This window comes from Corynebacterium sp. HMSC034B08, assembly GCF_001835805.1.
GTDB lineage: Bacteria > Actinomycetota > Actinomycetes > Mycobacteriales > Mycobacteriaceae > Corynebacterium > Corynebacterium coyleae.
In genome coordinates this window covers 286,961-307,159 of record NZ_KV825964.1, presented here as the reverse complement: position 1 = coordinate 307,159, position 20,199 = coordinate 286,961, and the positions used below count along the sequence as shown (strand labels likewise).

Below are 20,199 nucleotides of genomic sequence, written 5' to 3'. Positions count from 1 at the left end.
GCCAGCCGACTGTGGTTCGCGGCAGTTGCGGTGCAGCACAGACTTTTTCCGTAGAACGCGAACTGAAACAACCAAGGAGCACCTCATGGCACTGTCCACTGAGAAGAAGGCCGAAATCCTCAAGGAGTACGGTATCCACGAGACCGACACCGGTTCCACCGAGGCACAGGTTGCGCTGCTCACCGCGCGTATCAACAACCTGACCGAGCACCTGAAGGACCACCAGCACGATCACCACTCCCGTCGTGGCCTGCTGCTGCTCGTCGGTCGTCGTCGTGGTCTGCTGAAGTACCTGCGCGAGAACAATGTTGATCGCTACCGTGATCTCATTGCCCGTCTGGGTCTTCGTCGCTAAGCAATAGCGCAAAAAATAACGCCTCACCTGCGCGGTGGGGCGTTTTTTGCTATTATTGCTGGCCGTTGCAAGAACACCTATGACATGGCGGCACCGATGATCGCCAACACGCCTTCGAAGGAGAGGGATCTTTTGCGCAACTTTAAGCCAAACAACTCGTTTGATGTCCACGTCGATGAAGATTTCGGCGTCACCGAAGCGGTTGCCACGCTGGATAACGGCGACTTCGGCACCCGCACCATTCGTTTCGAGACCGGCCAGCTCGCACGCCAGGCCGATGGTTCCGTCACCACATACCTTGACGAAGAGACCATGATGCTGGCCACCACCACCGCCTCCAACCAACCGCGTGAAGGATTCGACTTCTTCCCGCTGACCGTTGACGTTGAAGAGCGCATGTACGCCGCGGGCAAGATCCCGGGTTCGTTCTTCCGCCGCGAGGGTCGCCCGTCCACCCAGGCGATCCTGGCATGCCGTCTGATCGACCGCCCGCTGCGCCCGACCTTTGTTAAGGGCCTGCGCAACGAGGTTCAGGTTGTCATCACGGTGCTGTCGCAGCACCCGGAGGAGTACTACGACGTCGTCGCCATCAACGGTGCGTCCGCCGCGACGCAGCTTTCCGGCCTGCCGGTGTCCGGCCCGGTTGGTGGCGTGCGCATGGCGCTGCTTGCCGACGACAAGCACCCCGAGGGCCAGTGGGTGGCATTCCCGAACTACGAGCAGCACGAGCGTTGCCTGTTCGAAATGGTCGTTGCTGGCCGCATGGTTGAGCGCAAGCGTGGCCGCAAGACCGAGGAAGATGTCGCCATCATGATGGTGGAGGCTGGCGCCGGCGTGAACGTGGTCGAGCAGATCAAGAAGGGCTACCCAGCCCCGACTGAGAAGACCGTTGCAGAAGGTCTCGAGGCTGCCAAGCCGTACATCGAGACCCTGTGCCGTGCGCAGCGTGCGCTTACCAGCGAGGTTTCCACCGAGCAGAAGGAATTCCCGCTCTTCCCGGCGTACTCCGAGAAGGTGTTCAAGGCCGTTGAGAAGAAGGCTGCGAAGAAGCTGGCCAAGCTGATGACCATTGCATCGAAGGCTGAGCGTGAGAACGCCACCAACGAGTACATGGAAGACATCGAGGAAGATCTGTTCGACTCCTTCGATATCGACGATGACGAGCGCGAGGAGCGCGACGCAGCATCGAAGGAAATCCGCGCCGCGTACAACGCATTGCAGAAGCAGATCGTGCGCGAGAAGATCCTCACCGAGGGCTTCCGTATCGACGGCCGCGGCGTGACCGATATCCGCGACCTCGGCGTCGAGGTGGAGCTCATCCCGCGTGCCCACGGCTCTGCGTTGTTCGAGCGTGGCGAGACCCAGATTCTCGGCGTGACCACCCTGGACATGCTGAAGATGGAGCAGCACCTCGACTCGCTGCACCCGGAGGAGTCCAAGCGCTACATCCACCACTACAACTTCCCGCCGTACTCCACTGGTGAAACCGGACGCGTCGGCTCTCCGAAGCGCCGCGAAATCGGCCACGGTGCGCTCGCCGAGCGTGCCCTTGAGCCGGTGATCCCGTCGCGTGAGGCGTTCCCGTACACGATCCGCCAGGTTTCCGAGGCGCTCGGTTCTAACGGCTCGACCTCGATGGGCTCCGTGTGTGCTTCCACGCTGTCGCTGTACAATGCTGGCGTGCCGCTGGCAGCACCGGTTGCGGGTATCGCGATGGGTCTGGTCTCCGGCGAGGTCAACGGTGAAACCGAATACGTTGCGTTGACCGACATCCTCGGTGCCGAAGACGCGTTCGGCGACATGGACTTTAAGGTCGCCGGTACCCGTGAGTTCATCACCGCCCTGCAGCTTGATACCAAGCTCGACGGCATTCCGTCCAGCGTTCTTGCAGATGCGCTGAACCAGGCCCGCGACGCCCGCGAGGCCATCCTGGACACGATGGCTGAGGTCATCGACGGCCCGGACGAGATGAACCCGCTCGCACCGAAGATCACCACTGTGAAGATCCCGGTATCCAAGATTGGCGAGCTGATCGGCCCGAAGGGCAAGACCATCAACCAGATCACCGAGGACACCGGCGCAGACATCTCCATCGAGGACGATGGCACCGTGTTCGTCTCCGCCACCTCTGGTGAGGCTGCCGACGCCGCGATTGAGAAGGTCAATGCGATCGCGAACCCGCAGATGCCGAAGGTGGGCGAGCGCTACCTGGGCACCGTGGTCAAGACCGTGGCGTTCGGCGCGTTCGTGTCCATCACCCCGGGCACCGATGGCCTGATCCACATCTCCAACCTGGGTGGTAACACCCGTGTGGAGAAGGTCGAGGACGTCATCAACGTCGGCGACAAGGTCGAGGTTGAGATCCGCGACATCGACAACCGTGGCAAGATCTCGCTTGTCCCGGTGGAGGATAACGCGTAGTTTTTCGCAAACATCATGGGCGCTTCCCAGTTGGGGAAGCGCCCGTTTTGTCTTGCTAGGGCAGAAGACGCAACCTTTTGCCAAGCGCCAGTGCCGAGGTCATGAGCGGGCCGTAGAGCCGCTTCGGCATCGCGTGTGGGCCGCGCATAGACACGATGCGTTGCTGTGCGATGTTTTTCACCTCGGTGTACTTGGTCACCCCGTCGCGTCCGTGGCGCCGGCCCATCCCGGATTCCTTTACCCCGCCCAGCGGGGTTGCCATCGAGCCCCATGTAGCGGCGTAGCCGTCGTTGATGGTCACGCTGCCAGCCTCGACGCGGCGCGCGATCTCCCAGGCGGTGTGCGGGGCTGCAAACACGGAGGCGTTTAGTCCGTACGGGAGGGCGTTAGCCTGCTCGATCGCCTCGTCGAGGCTTGCCACACGCTGGACATACACGACGGGGCCGAACACCTCTTCCTCACGCAGGTTCGCGTCAGCGGGTAGGTCTGCGAGAACGGTAGGCGCGAAGTGGAGAGGACCAACATCTGGGCGAGGTGTGCCACCGGTGACCACCCGTGCACCCTTCGCTACGGCGTCGTCGACGTAGGTCTGCACCCGTTTGAGCTGGGTATCGTCGATAAGCGAGCCCATGTCATAGTCCCAGTTCAGTCCCTTGCCCAAGGTGAGTGATTCGGTGGAGTGGGTGAACGCGTGCAGGAAGTCGTCGTAAATGTCTGTGTGGACGTAGATGCGTTCGATGGACACACACAACTGACCCGCGTTGGAGAAGCACGCGATAGCCATTGTGCGCGCGTGCTTTTGTACGTCGGCGTCCGGCGCGACGATCATCGCGTTTTTGCCGCCGAGTTCCGCGGAATAGCCGATGAGCCGTTCGCCGACAGTGCGGCCCAGTTTCTTGCCGGTGGCGGTGGAGCCGGTGAACATCAGGTAGTCGCACCGCTCGGCTATCGCACCGCCGACTTTTTGGCCGGAGCCTGTCACGACTTGGCACACGTCCGCTGGAAGGCCAGCCTCCACGAGCAGTTGCTTGACGACGAGACACGAAAACGGCGTCTTCGAATCCGGCTTCGCCACCACAGCGTTGCCAGCGATAAGAGCCGGGATGGCATCAGAAATAGCCAGGGAAAGCGGGTAGTTCCACGGACTGATCTGGCCGACAACACCGACGGGGATGCGTTGCTCCCGCGCACGGGTCAGCAGAGGTAGAGCACCCGGGCGTCGTTTCTCTGCCAGAAACGTTGCTGCGTTGCGGGCGTAGTACCGGGCATTATTGAGCACGTCGAGCACTTCGTCGAACGCTGCCGTTCGGTCCTTGCCGGTCTCGAGCTGCACGATGTCCGCCAGCACGTCGCGGTGCCGGTAGACCAGCGAATGGAACGCGTCGAACACCGCGGTGCGATCCGCCAGGCTGCGCTCCGCCCACGCACGCTGCGCCACACGGGCGCGGCGAAACGCTTCATCCACGTCGTCTGTGGTGCCTGCGGGGACGGTGCCGAGGGGCTCGTCGATAAGCGGAGATGCGACGGAGATCACCTCGCCGCCGTGGTTGGTCGTCAGGGTGACGAGCTCGCTCTGAAGGTGTGCGGGCAGTGGTTGTTCGCGGAGGCGTTTTGGCAGCATAACGCCGATGTTAGACGGGGCAACCGCCGGACGTTGCGTCTTGGCTCTTCGGAGAGTACGGGGTGATCAGTTTCGGTTCCTTGTACTTGCCGGAGATCATGCCGTTTTTGATCATCAGCGAGCGCCCTGGCTCCATGTAGCGCTTGTCCTCAGGCAGGATCTTGAACACACCGCGGATAAACCTTGCGATTCGGTTGAAGCGGCGCTGGTCGCGGTGCGTCCAGTCGAGGTCGAGGATCTGGCGCTCCTTGTCGTTGAGCGTGCCAACAGTCAGCCAAATCACGCTGCGCATGATCGGCTTCCAGATGACCTTCCACACAGCCTCGGGGACACCATCCGGTGCCTTCACCGGTTCGACGCGGGCGGTACGCAGCGCGAAATCGACGGTATCGTTGCGCTCAAGCACGGTGTCTTCCATCTCTTCGATGTAGGCGATCAGGTCGTCGTAGTTGTCAATGACAGGGCGCTCGGACAGGCCGTACAAGTCCCACCAGGTCACGCCTTCGCGCACGATCTGGTCTTTCTCCGCGTGGGTAAACGGGGTCCCGAACAGTTCCTGAGCGAGGATGACACGGTAGACGAATGTTGCGTGTGCCCACCAGTAGGTTTCTGGGTTGAGCGAGTGGTAGCGCTTGCCGTCGCGGAGCTTGCCCTTGATATCTACGTGGTAATCGCGGATTTGTTTACCGATCACGTCCTGGTCGTCGTAAATCGACGCGATGATTTGAGGGGTGGAGCGCTCAAGGCGTGCGAAAGGCTCCTCGAAAAACTTCGAGTGGTCCAGCAGTGACTGGCCGATGGCTGGGTGCATATTCTGCAGCACGCCGGTGTAGCCGCGCAGGAGTTGAATGCGGTTGTCGGCGCCCCATTTCCACAGCAGCGAGTCAGGGCCGAGCGGTGCGCGTTTTACGTCGCGCTTACCGGTTTTAACACTGCCGTCGAGCAGGTCGTCGAAGCTATCGGATGGCTGTGGCTTTGGCATGGTGTGAAGCGTAACACAATCACGCTCCCCCTTGACCTGTCTCACTGGAAGTTTCTTCCGAATCGTCACGATGGCCGAGCAATTCTTCGCGACGATTCCACGTAAACAATCCGGCAAGCGGCGAGATACCGAAAAGCAGGCCCCAGCGGCGCTTGGCGTCGTCGTCAAGATCGCTGCGCTGAATCTCGCGCAACTTGCGCCACAAGACGAACAACCCAAGGACACTCACCCCGATGACGAAGGCGAGCCCAAGCCACGATGTGGCGTTCATTACTTCTGAAAGTCCACGACGATGCGGGTCGGGTTTTCAAGCACGCTGAGCTTGTACGGGCGCTGCTTGTCCAAACCGACAACGTACTGGGCGTCCGCTTCGAACACGCCGCCGTCCGCGATCTCCGTGATGCTGCCGGCCGCAACGCCGGCGGGGCTGGACTTAGCCAAGACTGCCTCATCTGCAGACATACTTAGCGGCACACCCTGGATGATCAGCGTGAAGTACGCATTACCGGCGGGTTTCAGTGGGAGGCCGGAAGCCTGCTGGCGCGGGTCGGTGTCGTACCCGGCGATCACGCTCGGCGAACCGGTGCCAGACAGTTCCACTACGAGGCGGTCGTATCCCTCGTGCGAACCAGCACGCACGTCTTCGATCATCATCTCGGCGAGTTGCTCGGACTGGATGTGTGTGTCTTCGAGCGAGAACCCATCTTTGGTGGGGGGCTCTACGGGGGCAGCTGCTGCGGCAGGGGAGACATCAGTGGTCGTCGCCGCTTCACTCGAGGTAGCGGTCGTGCTCTGCGACGTTGGTGCTGTAACGGTGGCGTCGGTACTGGCGTCGGTGCCGGCGTCGTTGTCCGCAGAGCACGCGCCGAGCAGCAGCGCCGCAATGGCACCCGGGATAAGTAGTGTCGTGTGGCGTTTCATAGTCGCCCAGCTTAGGTGGCGCTACCATTGCGGGCGAGCGAAAGAAAGGATGCACATGATCAAGGTTGGAGTGCTTGGCGCACAGGGCAAGGTCGGCTCGGCAGTCGTCGCCGGGGTGAAGAAGGTGGACGATCTCGAGCTGGCGGCGGAGATCAACAAGGGGGACTCGCTGCAAACGCTTGTCGACGAAGGCGTCGACGTCATCGTCGATTTCACCACCCCGAACGCGGTGATGGACAACCTGGAGTTCTGCATTAACAACGGCATTCACTGCGTTGTCGGCACGACTGGCTTCGACGATGCCCGCTACCAGCAGGTCCGCGATTGGTGTGCTGCTAACGAGGGTGTCGGCGTGCTCATCGCTCCGAACTTCGCCATCTCTGCGGTACTCACCATGGCGTTTGCCCGCCAGGCGGCGCCATTCTTCGAGTCGGCGGAGGTCGTCGAGTTCCACCACCCGAACAAACTCGACGCGCCGAGCGGCACCGCGGTCAAGACAGCGCAGGGGATTGCACAGGCCCGCAAGGAAGCCGGTATGGACGCGATGCCGGACGCGACCGAGCAAGCACTCGACGGCTCCCGCGGCGCCGATGTCGACGGTGTGCCTGTCCACGCGGTACGCATGCAGGGCATGGTCGCGCACGAAGAGGTCATTTTCGGCACCACCGATCAGTCACTGACCATCCGTCAGGACTCTTACGGCCGTGAATCCTTCGTCCCAGGTGTTTTGACTGGTGTGCGCGAAGTGGCCAACCGTCCAGGTCTGACGATCGGCCTCGACGAGTACCTCGGGCTCTAAATGCGTGCCGAACTCGTCGCCGCAACCGCCCTGCGCAACACCCGCCCCGCAGGCGGCACCGATGTCACCGACGCAGAGGCGGTTATCGCGCACGCCGCAATGTCGTCCCACGACGCCGAAACAGTGCTGCGCAGGCTTATCGACGACGACCGCACCGACCTTCTCGCCCACGCCAGCGCCACCCTCCACGTGTACGGGGTATCGCGCGCCGCGGCAGAAATCATCCGTGCACACCCCGGTTTCGCGGTGAGCCTGCGTGACGACGACGGCGCGGTCGTCCCACACCTCATCGCGGAAGACGAGGACCTCGTCAACCTGTTTGACACCGCCATCGAACACATTGCATTCATCCGCCAAGAACTCCTCGACGGCCTCGAGCACGTGCTTGTCGACGACCCCAACCTGCTCTCTCGGCGCAAACGAGCCGCCGAAGCAGCACGCTTGCTTCAGCCCTTAGCCACCGCAACGCAACTGGTAATCACAGGGTCGTACGGGGCGTGGCGTGGTTTCGTCGAGAAGCACAGCGGAAAATATGAAGACAAAGAAATCAGAATGATCGCACGCGCGTGCCTCGATGTGCTCCAGCCGGAAGCGCCCTTGGTGTTTGAAGATTTGGCGGCAGGGGAACGTCGATAAGCACATACGTGTCAATAGGAGGTATTCTTCTTGCTCATGGGCTCATCATGCAAAGTTGATACAGGTGCCAACACATTCGGCACCGTCTGCGTCGCCATGGTTACGCCGTTTGATTCCGACGGCAACCTCGACCTCGCCGCAGGACGTCGGCTTGCTGCCCACCTTGTAGAAAACGGAATCGACACACTCGTCCTCGCCGGAACCACCGGCGAATCCCCAACAACCAGCGCAGAAGAAAAAGTTGAGCTGCTCAAAGCAGTGCGCGAAGAAGTTGGCACCAACGCAAAAATCGTCGCAGGCGCCGGCTCCAACAACACCCGCCACGCAGTCACGCTGGCACAACAAGCTGCAGACGCGGGCGCAGACGCCCTGCTCGCAGTCACCCCGTACTACTCCAAGCCCTCACAGGCCGGAGTAGTCGCGCACTTCAAAGCAATCGCAGCCGCAACCGACCTACCCGTCTGCCTCTACGACATCCCGGGACGCTCCGGGATCCCCATCACTGCCGAATCGATCCGCGAACTCGCCGAGGTCGACAACATTCAGGCAATGAAAGACGCCCGCGGCGACCTCTTCGAAGCCGCAGGGCTCATCCAAGAGACAGGCCTGGCGTGGTACTCAGGCGACGACCCGCTCAACCTGCCCTGGCTCACACTCGGCGCAACCGGAGTTATCTCCGTCGTCGGACACGCAGCACCACAAGCGCTGCGGGGACTCGTGGACGCATTCGAGGCCGGCGACCTCGCCCGCGCACGGGAAATCAACGCCAACGTACTCAACGTCCTCGCACGGCAGCAGGCCGAGCTGGGTGGCGTGACATTTGCAAAAGCAGCTCTGCGACTGCAGGGCATCGAAGTGGGAGACCCGCGCCTGCCTGTCGCACCAGCGACAGCCGAGCAGGTCAAGCGGCTCCAAGAAGATATGAAACAGGCTGGAGTCCTATAAATATGAACGAACCCCGCAACCGCGCCCGTAAGGTGACGCGCAAGGCAGGACCCCCGGAAGCGGCTGATCAACAGCCGGTCTTCCAAGCTCCGGAGACCCCGGACACAAACGCACAGAAGAACACCGCCGATAATGGCGGCGACGCGGGCCGTGATGGCGGTCGCGACGGTGGTCGCAATGGCGGCGAAAGGCCGCGCGGCAACCGTGGTGGTAACGGCGGCAACAACGGTGGTGGCGGCAACGGTGGTGGCAGCAGCCGAAACCGTCGCCGTGGCCGTGGTCGCGGTGGCAACCAGGGCGGCGGACGTCGCAACCCGGTGAAGGGAATGCAAGGCGCCGACCTGACCAAGCGCTTGCCAGCCCCGCCGAAACTGGCCAAGGACACCCTGCGTATCTACGCACTTGGTGGCATTTCCGAAATCGGCCGCAACATGACGGTCTTCGAATACAACGGCCGTCTGCTCATCGTGGACTGTGGCGTGCTGTTCCCGAACTCCGACGAGCCGGGCGTGGACCTGGTCCTGCCGGACTTCGGCCCGATTGAGAACAAGCTGGACAAGATCGACGCGCTCATCGTCACCCACGGCCACGAAGACCACATCGGTGCGATCCCGTGGCTGCTGAAGCTGCGCCACGACATCCCGATCTACTCGTCCAAGTTCACCAACGCCCTGATCAAGGCAAAGACGCAGGAGCACCGCCAGCGTCCGAAGCTCAACGACGTGAACAAGGACTCCGAGGTCACCGTCGGCCCGTTCCGCCTGCGCTTCTGGCACGTCAACCACTCCATTCCGGAGTGCCTCGGCGTGTCCATCAAGACCGGTGCCGGCCACGTCGTGATGACCGGCGACGTCAAGGTTGACCAGACCCCGTACGACGGCAAGCCGACCGACCTGCCGGCCCTGTCGCGTCTTGGCGACGAAGGCATCGACCTGTTCATGTGTGACTCCACCAACGCCACCATCCCGGGCATCTCCGCCTCGGAGGCGGGTATTGAGGAGACGCTGATCCGTCTCGTCGGTAATGCTCGCCAGCGCGTTGTCATTGCCTCGTTCGCCTCCAACGTTGCACGTGTGCAGATGGCGGTCAACGCCGCTGTGGCCAACAACCGCAAGGTTGCCTTCAACGGCCGATCCATGCTCCGCAACATGGAGATTGCGGAGAAGATGAACCTGCTCAAGGCTCCGAAGGGCACGATCATTCCGATCGAAGAAGCCGCGAAGATGGCCCCGCATAAGACGGTACTGATCACTACGGGTACGCAGGGTGAGCCGATGGCGGCGCTGTCGCGCATGTCTCGCCGCGAGCACCGTCAGATCACCATCCACGACGGCGACACGATCATCCTGTCGTCCTCGCTCATTCCGGGCAACGAGGAGGCCGTGTTTGCGGTGATTAACAACCTCGCCCAGATCGGTGCGAACGTGATCACCAACGCTGAGGCGCACGTTCACGCGTCCGGCCACGGCTACGCTGGCGAGCTGCTTGCGCTGTACAACGCAGCACGCCCGCGCAACGCCATGCCGGTGCACGGCGAATGGCGTCACATGCGCGCGAACAAGGAGCTCGCGATCTCTACTGGTGTGAAGCCGAACAACACGGCGCTTGCCCAGAATGGTGTTGTCGTCGATATGCACAAGGGCAACATCAAGGTTGCCGGCCAGTACCAGGTGGGCCAGCTCTACGTTGACGGCGTGACCATGGGTGACGTCGATCCGGACGTGCTCGCCGATCGTACGTCGCTGGCATCCGGCGGTGTCGTGTCGATTACCTGTGTTATCGACGACGCCACGGGTCGTCTCCTTGAAGCACCTCGCGTATCGACGACCGGCTACTCCGACGATGACCGCGACTTCAACAAGAAGGTCGTCGAAGGTGTTGAAGCCGTCATGGGTGACCTCGCTGCGGAAGGCGAGAACGATCCGTTCCGCATGGTGCAGCAGATCCGCCGCAAGGTCTCGCGCGCGATCGAGCAGAACTACAAGCGTCAGCCTGTGATCCTGCCGACCGTTGTGCCGATGTCGTCCGACAACCACATCGCGACTGAGGAGGAAATCGCCGCTACTCGCGAGTCCCGCTAGTTCGCTGCGTTAACCCCCAAATCGGGGTCTGGCCGTAACGCCGGGCCCCGATTTTGCTATTTCAGAGGTATGAAAAAGTCACTCGTAGCACTCACCGCCACCGCGACCCTTCTCACAGCCACGCCTGCACTTGCCGACGAGCGAGCACATCCGCTGCCGGAGGGGACACCGGTTCCGTACGATCCGGGCTACACCGGATACTGGATGAGCCACGACGTTGTGCGCCCTGGTGATCAGGACTACTACTCGGCTAATAACGATGCGATTCGCGTGCTGGGTCGTTTCGACGGCGACCAGATCCTGTGCGCTCACTACAAAGGTGGCATGCAGGGGTGCTACGTCGAAGGGCAGACGGTCACCGATTTGGGTTACGGCGCGTCGGGTCGGGTCGTGACCACTGACAAGACGTGGGCGATGTTCGCACCTGTACTCCGAGTGTTCATCAATATCGAGCAGAATCTCTTTAGCGTGTTCCGGAGCGCGCAGCTGCTCTAAAAGCTCGTGGCTATGCTCGTTGGCATGTCTTTTGCACAACGAGAACGCTCACGTCTGGCCGAGTTGTTCCTTGAGGTAGGCCCTGATGCGCCCACCTTGAACGAAGGGTGGAACACCTTCGACTTGGCCGCACACCTGCTGATCCGCGAGTCGAAGCCCTTGGCGTTGCCGGGCATGTTCGTGGACGCACTGTCGGGTATGACGGAGAAGGAAACCTCAAAGGTGAAGGCCCGCCCATACACCGAGGTGGTGAACGAGTGGGCGGCCGGCCCGCCGGTGTGGATCAAGCCGTTCGATGCTGCAATGAACACTGCCGAGCACTTTATTCACCACGAGGATGTGCGCCGGGGTGGGGGAGAGGTGCGCCCGCGCGACTTTTCTCGCACGGTGAATGCGCAACTGTTGGCGCTGGCGAAGCGCTTTGGCGCAATGACGCTTCGGAAGGCTCAAGCGCCCGTGATTCTGACACCGCCGGACCTGCCGCCGGTGACTCTCGGGGATAAGGCAGGGGTGGCACAGCGTGGCGACGACGTCGTGCGCGTCAGCGGAGCACCCGGCGAATTGCTGTTGTGGGTATCGGGTCGCAACGCTGCGGAGATTGAACTGACCGGCGCATTGGAAGCGCTCGATGGTCTGGATGTCAAGATGTAACGCTTGACACCGTGCCTCTGGTGTGGCGTATGGGGAAAATGTGACTTAAGGCGTTAGAGTTACACCCATGTCTGTCAAAAACACCGCACCGCGTAACTCGCGGTCTTCTTCACGCCGCTCGGCGGACGGCACCCGCTACGGCGGGCCGGTGTCGATGACACACCCGCCGACCTCTTCCACCGTGGCCGCCGACACTGCCGATGAGCGCGTCGGCTCTGCGTACAAAGTGGTCGGTAGTTCCCTCGGCGCCGCAGCCCGCGGCGTCGGTTCGTTTCTCCGGCGCGAGCCGCGCCACCATGAGCAGGAAGAAGAGAATCTGAGTACCTCACGCCGTCGCCCGCGACGCGACCAGTACGACGACCACGACGAGCTCGAACAGCGTGACGACGACCCCACGCCGCGTTCCAGCACCTTCGAGCACCACGCCGACGCATGGGGTCTTGTACTTATCGGCCTCGCGGCCGTCATCGGCGGCTCAGTGTGGTTCGATGTTGCGGGCCCGGTCGGGGATTTGATCTCCACCGGCACCCATTGGTTGATCGGTGCGGGTGCGCTGATCCTGCCGGTCGTGCTCGTCGGCGTCGCTATTGCGCTCATGCTTAACGTGCGCGCGAGCGACGAGGTTCGCGCACGCGCCGCTCTGGGCTTCAGCATCATCGCAGTGGCGATGCTTGGCCTCATCCACGTGTTTGCCGGCAACCCTTCGGCATGGGAAGACCGCAGGATCGCTGGCGGCGCGATCGGTGCCTTCACCGGTGGTTTGCTCGCTGCTGGTTTTTCCTCGTTCGTTGCCGTGCCGCTGCTGGGCTTGATCGTGCTGTACGGTGCGCTCAAAGCGACAGGTATTACGGTGCGCGAGGCCTACGACTACGTCAAGGGCCTCGTTACCGGCATGCTCAACGCAGAAGACGATGAGGACGACGACCCGTACTCGCACGTCGACGCAGACCTCGATGACATTGCAGAAGGCCGCGACCGCCCACGCCCACGCGCGTCGCGTCCAGCGCCACGTCTGATGCCCCGTCCGCGCCGCCCGCGCACGCCGATGGAGAGTTACCCCACCAACGAGGACGAAGACGACGACCTGTTCGACTTTGCGGACGACCTCAACGACACCGACGACACCGACGACACCTCCGAACCAGAACCAGAACCGGAGGCGACCACGGTCGTTCCTCGTCCGAAGCGTCGCCCCGCACCGACGTCAGCGCCGGCACCAGCGCAGACGACCCGCGCCGACAACAACCCCAACGAGACGAAGGTGTTGGAGCACCCGGAAGAGACGTCGGATCGTCGACAAGCAGTGGCCCCCGATGCCGTCGAGACCTCGCGCGAGCAGATGGCGAAAGCCATCGCCGCACGCTCCGGCATCGACGCCTCCAAAATCCCTGCAACCACCCCAAAGTCCGAAACCCAACCACCGGCACCGAAGCAGGTACGCAAGATCCCGCAGGGCGACTACACCCTGCCCTCAACCGACCTGCTCATCCCCGGCAACCCGCCGAAGACGCGCACCGAAGCCAACGACCGCATGATCGAAGCCATCACCGATGTCTTCGAAGAATTCAACGTCAACGCACAAGTCACCGGCTTCTCCCGCGGCCCGACAGTGACCCGTTACGAGGTCGAACTTGGCCCAGGTGTGAAGGTCTCCAAGATCACCAACCTGCAGTCCAACCTCGCCTATGCGGTGGCCACCGACAACGTCCGCCTGCTCACCCCGATCCCCGGCAAATCCGCCGTCGGCATCGAGGTACCCAACGCTGACCGCGAAATGGTACGCCTGCGCGACGTGCTCGACGCACCGAACGTGGCGTCGCAGGACGATCCGATGCTCATCGGTCTGGGCAAGGACATCGAAGGCGACTTCATCGCGTCGTCGGTACAGAAGATGCCGCACCTGCTGGTTGCGGGTTCGACGGGTTCCGGTAAGTCAGCGTTCGTGAACTCCATGCTCATCTCGTTGCTCACGCGCGCCACCCCTGAGGAGGTCCGCCTCATCTTGGTGGACCCGAAGATGGTGGAACTGACCCCGTACGAGGGTATCCCGCACCTGATCACGCCGATTATCACTCAGCCGAAGAAGGCGGCCGCAGCCCTGCAGTGGTTGGTGGAGGAGATGGAGCAGCGATATATGGACATGAAGTCCGCGCGCGTGCGCCATATCAAGGACTTCAACCGCAAGGTGCGCTCTGGTGAGCTGACGGCCCCTCCGGGGTCGGAGCGTGAGATGCGTCCGTACCCGTTCATCGTGTGTGTTGTCGACGAGTTGGCAGACCTGATGATGACGGCGCCGAAGGAAATCGAGGACTCGATCGTTCGTATCACGCAGAAGGCGCGTGCGGCCGGTATCCACTTGGTGCTTGCGACCCAGCGTCCGTCCGTGGATGTGGTGACTGGTCTGATTAAGACGAACGTGCCGTCGCGTCTTGCGTTTGCGACCTCGTCGTTGACGGACTCTCGCGTGATCCTCGACCAGGGCGGTGCCGAGAGGCTCATCGGTATGGGTGATGGTTTGTTCATCCCGCAGGGTGCCGGCAAGCCGCAGCGTATGCAGGGCGCGTTCGTTTCGGACGAGGAGATCCAGGCGGTTGTCGACGCTGCGAAGTCCCAACAGGACGAACCCGACTACGTTGAGGGCGTCACGGAGGATAAGCAGGCGGAAGCCAAGGTCATTGACGACGACATCGGTAAGGACATGGACGACCTCCTCGAGGCCGTCGAGCTGGTGGTGACCTCCCAGTTGGGGTCGACGTCGATGCTGCAGCGCAAGTTGCGTATCGGTTTCGCCAAGGCTGGCCGCCTGATGGACCTGATGGAATCTCGCGGCGTGGTCGGCCCGTCTGAGGGGTCGAAGGCTCGCGAGGTGTTGGTCAAGCCGGAGGAGTTGGAGACGATCATCTGGATGATCAAGGGCGCCGATCCGGCTGAGGCACCCAAGGACGTCATGCTTGACGACGACACCACCACCGACGGCCCTGACTCTGGCAGTGACACTGGCGGCACCGACGGCGACACCCGCACCGTCACCGCCACGTACAACCCCACTGGGGGAGCCTTCTAGCCTGTCTGAGGGCATGTCGAATAACCCGCCGTGTGCGGGTTTTCGTCGTTAAGCAGCCGCTAGCCGAAGAGTTGCTGCATCGCCCCCGCTTCGGTCACGGGAACCGGCACACCACTTGGCGAGACCCATGTCGGGGTGCCGTTGATGATTTCGATGCGCCCTCGACTGGTGTGCCAAGGGTCGTCGTCGTTGACCCGGTTGTGGTAGCTGCACAGGGGTGCGAGGTTATCTATGTTGGTTTCTCCGCCGTGCTTCCAGGCCGTGATGTGGTGAATCTCGCACGAGTCAGCTCCATGACGGCAAGAGGGGAAGGGACAACGAGGCATGAGCAGGCGTGCGAGGTCGCGCTGTTTTTTGTTGGCGAAGCGCTGTGTCCGGTAGAGGTTCACCGCCCCGGCTTGCGGGTGGAACAGGGCGATTTCGCCGAAGGTGAGATTGAGGTACTCGGCTCCGGTCATGGTGGTGCCGTCGGTAAGTACGAGGGTCACATCCTCGCCGTCGCCGGAGAGGATCTGGATGTGCTCAGGTAGCGGTGCGAGCACTATAGGGCGGGGAGCGGCGTGTGGGATGGAGGTGCCGTCGCGAAGCAGTGAGAGAAAGGCGTCAAGCATCTGCGGTGCCGCGGGCCGTGAGCTGTCCACGTGCTGGCGCAGGGCGTGCTCGAGATCCGCGATGTCTCGCTCGGAGGCGGTGACCCTCATCGTCCGCATCCCAAGGGTGGAGCAGGAGAACGTGACCTGTGCCTTCGGCATCCTCGGCGCCGTGGGTGGGATGAGGTCCTTTGCGGCCTGGCGCAGTGCGGCGAAGCTGCCGTGGACGGCGAGGAGCTTGTGGCGCACGCGCCAACGTTCGCCCTCATCGTCGATTGCAGTCAGCCGGTTCTCGATGTACGACAGCCGGTCCAAGTCGAACGCGCCAGCGCGGGCCGCCTCCAGGGCTCGGCGCTGCTGCTTGGTCCACTTTGTGGCGCCGAAGTAGACGTCGTGGATGCGGCCCCAGGCGGTCACGGTTGCTGGCCGGCAGCGGCTGGCAAGTGCGGCTGCACGGTTGAAGCCTTGCAGGCTATCCACCGTGGGTAGGTCCGCGAGGAAGGTTTCAAATGGGCTCATGCCTCGCACGTTAAACCAGTTCCGCAATGCCTGGCAGGGCCCTTGTGGATAACCGCGTTGACACATCAACAAACTGGGGTGGTTATCCACATTCGCGACACCAAAAAAGTGTGTGTATTGTGTTACCCACTTGGAGGGGAGTACCCCGGAAGTGTTCTGGATCGTCAACACGGTGTCGTCGAAAAGTGATGGCCCCGGTCCGAACAGCCCACTTGGGTGGGGGAGACCTCCGGTTGTTTCTGCTACCGGAGGATTAAACGCATGCATGTGCCGTTAAGTATATGGCTGATCACCTCTGCGGTGATCCTGGGATTTTTCATCTTTGACTTCGTCTCGCACGTGCGTACCCCGCACGAGCCGACGATGAAGGAATCGGGCGGCTGGGCCCTGTTCTACATGACCATGGCCTGCATTTTCGGCGGGATCGTGTGGTGGCTGTGGGACGGCGAACACGGCATGCAGTTCTTCACTGGCTACATCACTGAGCTGTCGCTGTCGGTAGATAACTTGTTCGTGTTCGCGCTGATCATGGGTGCGTTCAAGATCCCACGCGCGTATCAGCAAAAGGTGTTGCTGATCGGCATCGTGATCGCGCTGATCTGCCGTCTCGTATTCATTCTGCTGGGTGCCGTGATCATCGAGGCCTGGTCGGACGTGTTCTACATCTTCGCCGCCTTCCTGATCTACACCGCGATCAAGATGGTGTACGACGAGGTGACGGACCAAGAGGATCCGGATCCGAACGACATGATGGTGGTCAAGACGCTACGCAAGGTTATTCCGGTGACCAGCTCGTACCACGGAGACCGTCTCGTTTCCGCTACCCAGGCCGGAAAGAAGGCTGTCACGCCGCTGTTCGTCGCCCTGCTGTCCATCGGTTTCATCGACGTGATGTTCGCCTTCGACTCCATCCCGGCGATCTACGGCATCACCCAGGAATCCTTCCTCGTGTTCACCGCCAACGCGTTCGCGCTGCTGGGCCTGCGCCAGCTCTACTTTCTGCTCAACGGCCTGCTCGACCGCCTGGTATACCTGCCGTACGGCCTCGCGGTGGTGCTCGGCTTCATTGGTGTGAAGCTGCTGTTGCACGCGCTGCACGAGAACAACCTGTCGTTCATCAATGGCGGCGAGGGTCTCGACGTGCCGGAGGTCGGCACTGTCGCCTCGCTGCTGATCATCGTCGGCGTGCTCGCGATCACCGCGATTGCCTCGGTGATCAAGGACCGCGCTGACGTGAAGGCTGGTGTTCGTGATCCGAACGAAAACCAGTACCACATTGATTTCGACGACCACGGCAACCGCCGCAAGGTCGACCGTCACGGACACCATGTTGAGTGGATCGACGATCCGGCGACATCTGGCAAGGGCGATTACACCGCGACGGGATCGCGCGAGACCGCCCACCTCGATGTCGCGCGTGGGGGTAGGAAGGCTTAGCCGAAGATATTCATCACCGGGTTCCACTCCCGGATCTCGCGCGCTGCGAGTGCGCCGGCGGTCGTGTATGGGTCTTGATCCAGCACGGCCGCCGCATCAGCTTCAGTGGCAGTGTCGGGCAGTTGCAGGATGATCAGGGCTTGATTGGCGCCGATAAAAGGGCCGGATCCCACGATGCGTCCGAGTGCGAGTTGCGAGGAGATGAATTCGCGGTGGGCGGGGCGGGTGTCGTCGACAAGCGTTTGCTCGCCGTAGGTGTAGGTTGCTGCGAAATACTTCATGGAGGGCAGTCTAGGTGGAACGCGTGAGATGGGTATGGTGGATCGCGTGATGCAAACGGATAAGCCGTCGAATTGGAATCTGCCGAATGTGTTGACGTCTCTGCGGATTCTGTTCATTCCTGTGTTCGCGTGGCTGGTGCTTTCGGAGCGCTGGTGGTGGGCGTTTGGCCTGTTTGTGGCGTTGATGATCACAGACAAGCTTGACGGGGATATTGCTCGTGCGCGGGGGCTGATTACGGATTTCGGCAAGATTGCTGATCCGATCGCGGACAAGGCGTTGATGATTACTGCGCTGGTTACGTTGAATATTGCGGGGCCGTTGCCGGTGTGGGTCACTGTGGTGATCGTGGCTCGTGAGCTGGGGATCACGGTGTGGCGTATGTGGATGTTGCGTCGCGGTCTGGTGGTGCCGGCGTCGAAGGGCGGCAAGGTGAAGACTGTCCTGCAGTCGCTGGCGGTTGGCCTGTACTTGTGTCCGTTGCCCGCATGGGCGGATACGCCGGTGTTTGTGGTGATGTTGCTCGCGGTGGCGGTCACCGTGGTTACGGGTGTGCAGTATTTGGTTGATGCAGGAAAGGCGAACAAATGACGACGGCGCAATTGCTTATCGACGAACTACGTTCCCGGAACCAAACCATCGCTTTTTGCGAGTCGCTGACTGCCGGGCTTGCTGCTGCGACCCTTGCGGACGTGCCGGGTGCTTCCGACGTACTCGTCGGCGGTTTGGTGACGTACTCGGCGGAGCTCAAAACCGAGTTGGCCCACGTTCCGGCCGACCTGATTGAGGAAGAAGGCGTGGTCTCCGCGGCGGTGGCCCGCGAGATGGCGCGCGGTGCTCGTAAGGTGTGCGGGACGGATTGGGCGGTTGCGCTTACTGGCGTCGCAGGGCCCGGTGCGCAAGACGGTATGCCGGCTGGCACGGTGTGGATTGGGCTGGCGGGGCCGAAGTGGACGGCGTCGTCGCAAGCTGCGGAACTGCTCGATTCGGAAGCGGGCCGGTATGCGCTTGTCGATGGACATGCGACCCCTGTCCGAGTCCTCGCAGGGTCGCGGAACGAGATTCGCCGACGCGCGGTCGAAGCGGCCCTGGTTGGTGCGCTGACTGGCGTTCGGGAACAAAACTAGACCACCGATCGTTGGAGCAGCTGATGACAACTACGACTCTGCTTTACGAAGCCCCGGTAGAACTGCCGATTGCATCCGCCCCAGCGCGTGAGCCGCTGTTCCGCGAAGCCCTCGGTATGTCGCTGCGCGCTTTTCGCGCTGATAAGGGCGTAACCCTTCGCACGTTGGCGAAGGAGGCTCGCGTGTCTTCCGGCTACATCTCGGAGCTGGAGCGCGGTCGCAAGGAAGTGTCCTCTGAACTGCTTGCAGCGCTGTGCGAGGCACTGGACACCACGGTGTCTGAGGTGTTGCTGGAAGCGGTGGCGAATATGTCGCTGCATTCCTTCAACGAGGAACTCGCGGTTACCTCTCCGGCGGCTGCGGAAGCGTAACGGAGCTCACCCGACTATTGTGGGTGGAGTTTGACGCACTAACTAATGAAGATGAAAGGTCGCGGTGATTAGCCATGGCGAACCCCTTTTCCAAGTTCTGGAACTACCTGATGGCTCTCTTCGACAACAAGATCGAAGAGAACGCTGACCCGAAGATCCAGATTGAGCAGGCCATCAACGAGGCGCAGCGCCAGCACCAGGCACTGTCGCAGCAGGCTGCCGCGGTGATTGGTAACCAGCGTCAGTTGGAGATGCAGCTCAACCGTCGCCTCGAGGATGTTGAGAAGCTGCAGGCGAATGCCCGCCAGGCGCTCAAGCTTGCTGATAAGGCTCGCGGCGAGGGCAACGCGCAGAAGGCACAGGAGTACGAAAACGCCGCGGAGGCGTTTGCGGCACAGCTGGTCACCGCTGAGCAGGGTGTGGAGGATACTAAGCAGCTCCACGACCAGGCGCTGCAGCAGGCAGCTCAGGCGAAGCAGGCTGTGGAGCGTAACGCGGCACACTTGCAGCAGCAGGTTGCTGAGCGCTCGAAGCTCCTGTCGCAGCTGGAGCAGGCGAAGATGCAGGAGAAGGTTTCGGAGACGATGCAGTCGATGAACTCGATTACTGCGTCCGGTCCGAACTTGGATCAGGTTCGTGAGAAGATTGAGCGTCGTTACGCTAACGCGCTTGGTGCCGCCGAGTTGGCGCAGAACTCCATTCAGGGTCGTATGGCTGAGGTTGAGCAGGCCGGTATCCAGATGGCTGGTCACGGCCGCTTGGAGCAGCTGCGTGCGGAGATGGCAGGCGAGCTCACCGCTGGCAAGAAACAGGCGATTGAGCCGGGGCAGTCCGCTACCGACGCTAACGTCAGCGATGATGCGGTTGCGCAGCGCATGCGCGAACTGCGCGGCGAGTAAATCACA

At 61.9% G+C, this 20,199-nt stretch carries 20 protein-coding genes; 14 read left to right on the top strand and 6 right to left on the bottom strand.

Translation table 11 applies throughout. The features are described 5' to 3' along the window. The first annotated feature begins 85 nt into the window (after positions 1–85). Positions 86–355, top strand: a complete 270-nt coding sequence (rpsO, locus tag HMPREF2656_RS07900) for a 30S ribosomal protein S15 (RefSeq protein ID WP_070422298.1) — start codon at positions 86–88, stop codon at positions 353–355. A 96-nt stretch (positions 356–451) separates the two neighbouring features. Further along, positions 452–2,776, top strand: a complete 2,325-nt coding sequence (locus HMPREF2656_RS07895) for a polyribonucleotide nucleotidyltransferase (protein ID WP_070422398.1) — start codon at positions 452–454, stop codon at positions 2,774–2,776. 55 nt (positions 2,777–2,831) lie between these two features. Here HMPREF2656_RS07895 and HMPREF2656_RS07890 read toward each other — a convergent pair whose 3' ends face one another. Genes HMPREF2656_RS07890 through HMPREF2656_RS07875 form a run of 4 tightly spaced genes read right to left on the bottom strand, consistent with a single transcriptional unit; the run spans position 2,832 to position 6,300 of the window. Beyond that, on the bottom strand, positions 2,832–4,397 hold the full coding sequence (locus tag HMPREF2656_RS07890; RefSeq protein WP_141761041.1) for a succinic semialdehyde dehydrogenase: 1,566 nt from the start codon (positions 4,395–4,397) through the stop codon (positions 2,832–2,834). A 10-nt stretch (positions 4,398–4,407) separates the two neighbouring features. Then, positions 4,408–5,379, bottom strand: a complete 972-nt coding sequence (locus HMPREF2656_RS07885; protein WP_070816281.1) for an oxygenase MpaB family protein — start codon at positions 5,377–5,379, stop codon at positions 4,408–4,410. Positions 5,380–5,398: 19 nt separating this feature from the next. After that, on the bottom strand, positions 5,399–5,650 hold the full coding sequence (locus tag HMPREF2656_RS07880; RefSeq protein ID WP_070816280.1) for a hypothetical protein: 252 nt from the start codon (positions 5,648–5,650) through the stop codon (positions 5,399–5,401). After that, positions 5,650–6,300: an AMIN-like domain-containing (lipo)protein gene (locus HMPREF2656_RS07875; protein WP_070816279.1), complete on the bottom strand. Its 651-nt coding sequence runs from the start codon at positions 6,298–6,300 to the stop codon at positions 5,650–5,652. Before HMPREF2656_RS07875 ends, HMPREF2656_RS07880 begins: the two co-directional genes overlap by 1 nt. Positions 6,301–6,355: 55 nt before the next feature. On the opposite strand from HMPREF2656_RS07875, the gene dapB reads away from it, so the two are divergent. From dapB to HMPREF2656_RS07840, 7 genes are all read left to right on the top strand, one after another. Next, the gene (dapB, locus tag HMPREF2656_RS07870; protein ID WP_070816278.1) at positions 6,356–7,099 is read left to right on the top strand and encodes a 4-hydroxy-tetrahydrodipicolinate reductase; all 744 of its coding nucleotides are present in this window, start codon (positions 6,356–6,358) and stop codon (positions 7,097–7,099) included. Continuing rightward, the gene (locus tag HMPREF2656_RS07865) at positions 7,100–7,735 is read left to right on the top strand and encodes an FAD-dependent thymidylate synthase (RefSeq protein ID WP_070816277.1); all 636 of its coding nucleotides are present in this window, start codon (positions 7,100–7,102) and stop codon (positions 7,733–7,735) included. Between the two features lie 36 nt (positions 7,736–7,771). Continuing rightward, a complete protein-coding gene (dapA, locus tag HMPREF2656_RS07860) occupies positions 7,772–8,680 on the top strand; it encodes a 4-hydroxy-tetrahydrodipicolinate synthase (protein ID WP_070816276.1) in 909 nt (302 codons plus the stop codon). A 2-nt stretch (positions 8,681–8,682) separates the two neighbouring features. After that, positions 8,683–10,761, top strand: coding sequence for a ribonuclease J (locus HMPREF2656_RS07855; RefSeq protein ID WP_070816275.1), 2,079 nt, complete (start codon positions 8,683–8,685; stop codon positions 10,759–10,761). Positions 10,762–10,830: 69 nt separating this feature from the next. Next, positions 10,831–11,256, top strand: coding sequence for a hypothetical protein (locus HMPREF2656_RS07850; RefSeq protein ID WP_070451016.1), 426 nt, complete (start codon positions 10,831–10,833; stop codon positions 11,254–11,256). Positions 11,257–11,280: 24 nt separating this feature from the next. Further along, the gene (locus HMPREF2656_RS07845; RefSeq protein ID WP_083319495.1) at positions 11,281–11,907 is read left to right on the top strand and encodes a TIGR03085 family metal-binding protein; all 627 of its coding nucleotides are present in this window, start codon (positions 11,281–11,283) and stop codon (positions 11,905–11,907) included. A 67-nt stretch (positions 11,908–11,974) separates the two neighbouring features. Then, positions 11,975–14,971: an FtsK/SpoIIIE family DNA translocase gene (locus HMPREF2656_RS07840; protein WP_070816273.1), complete on the top strand. Its 2,997-nt coding sequence runs from the start codon at positions 11,975–11,977 to the stop codon at positions 14,969–14,971. A gap of 59 nt (positions 14,972–15,030) precedes the next feature. Here HMPREF2656_RS07840 and HMPREF2656_RS07835 read toward each other — a convergent pair whose 3' ends face one another. Next, entirely contained in the window at positions 15,031–16,080 is a 1,050-nt protein-coding gene (locus HMPREF2656_RS07835) for an HNH endonuclease signature motif containing protein (RefSeq protein ID WP_070816272.1), read from the bottom strand. Between the two features lie 261 nt (positions 16,081–16,341). Here HMPREF2656_RS07835 and HMPREF2656_RS07830 point away from each other — a divergent pair, with 261 nt between their 5' ends. Further along, the gene (locus HMPREF2656_RS07830) at positions 16,342–17,517 is read left to right on the top strand and encodes a TerC family protein (protein WP_070816271.1); all 1,176 of its coding nucleotides are present in this window, start codon (positions 16,342–16,344) and stop codon (positions 17,515–17,517) included. Here the strand turns inward: HMPREF2656_RS07830 and HMPREF2656_RS07825 are convergent. After that, positions 17,514–17,798 carry a YciI family protein gene (locus tag HMPREF2656_RS07825; protein WP_070451021.1) on the bottom strand — a complete coding sequence of 95 codons (285 nt, stop codon included), beginning with the start codon at positions 17,796–17,798 and terminating at the stop codon, positions 17,514–17,516. The genes HMPREF2656_RS07830 and HMPREF2656_RS07825 overlap by 4 nt on opposite strands. A gap of 49 nt (positions 17,799–17,847) precedes the next feature. Between HMPREF2656_RS07825 and pgsA the strand changes: the two genes are divergently transcribed. The 4 genes from pgsA (at position 17,848) to HMPREF2656_RS07805 (ending at position 20,193) form a co-directional block, all read left to right on the top strand. Beyond that, on the top strand, positions 17,848–18,387 hold the full coding sequence (pgsA, locus tag HMPREF2656_RS07820) for a CDP-diacylglycerol--glycerol-3-phosphate 3-phosphatidyltransferase (protein ID WP_083279421.1): 540 nt from the start codon (positions 17,848–17,850) through the stop codon (positions 18,385–18,387). Then, positions 18,384–18,923: a CinA family protein gene (locus HMPREF2656_RS07815; protein WP_070451022.1), complete on the top strand. Its 540-nt coding sequence runs from the start codon at positions 18,384–18,386 to the stop codon at positions 18,921–18,923. The genes pgsA and HMPREF2656_RS07815 overlap by 4 nt, the downstream gene beginning before the upstream one ends. Before the next feature lie 23 nt (positions 18,924–18,946). After that, positions 18,947–19,294 (top strand): helix-turn-helix domain-containing protein, encoded by a 348-nt coding sequence (locus tag HMPREF2656_RS07810; RefSeq protein WP_070422314.1) that lies wholly within the window; start codon positions 18,947–18,949, stop codon positions 19,292–19,294. A 74-nt stretch (positions 19,295–19,368) separates the two neighbouring features. Then, on the top strand, positions 19,369–20,193 hold the full coding sequence (locus HMPREF2656_RS07805; protein ID WP_070451023.1) for a PspA/IM30 family protein: 825 nt from the start codon (positions 19,369–19,371) through the stop codon (positions 20,191–20,193). The last annotated feature ends 6 nt before the right edge of the window (positions 20,194–20,199 follow it).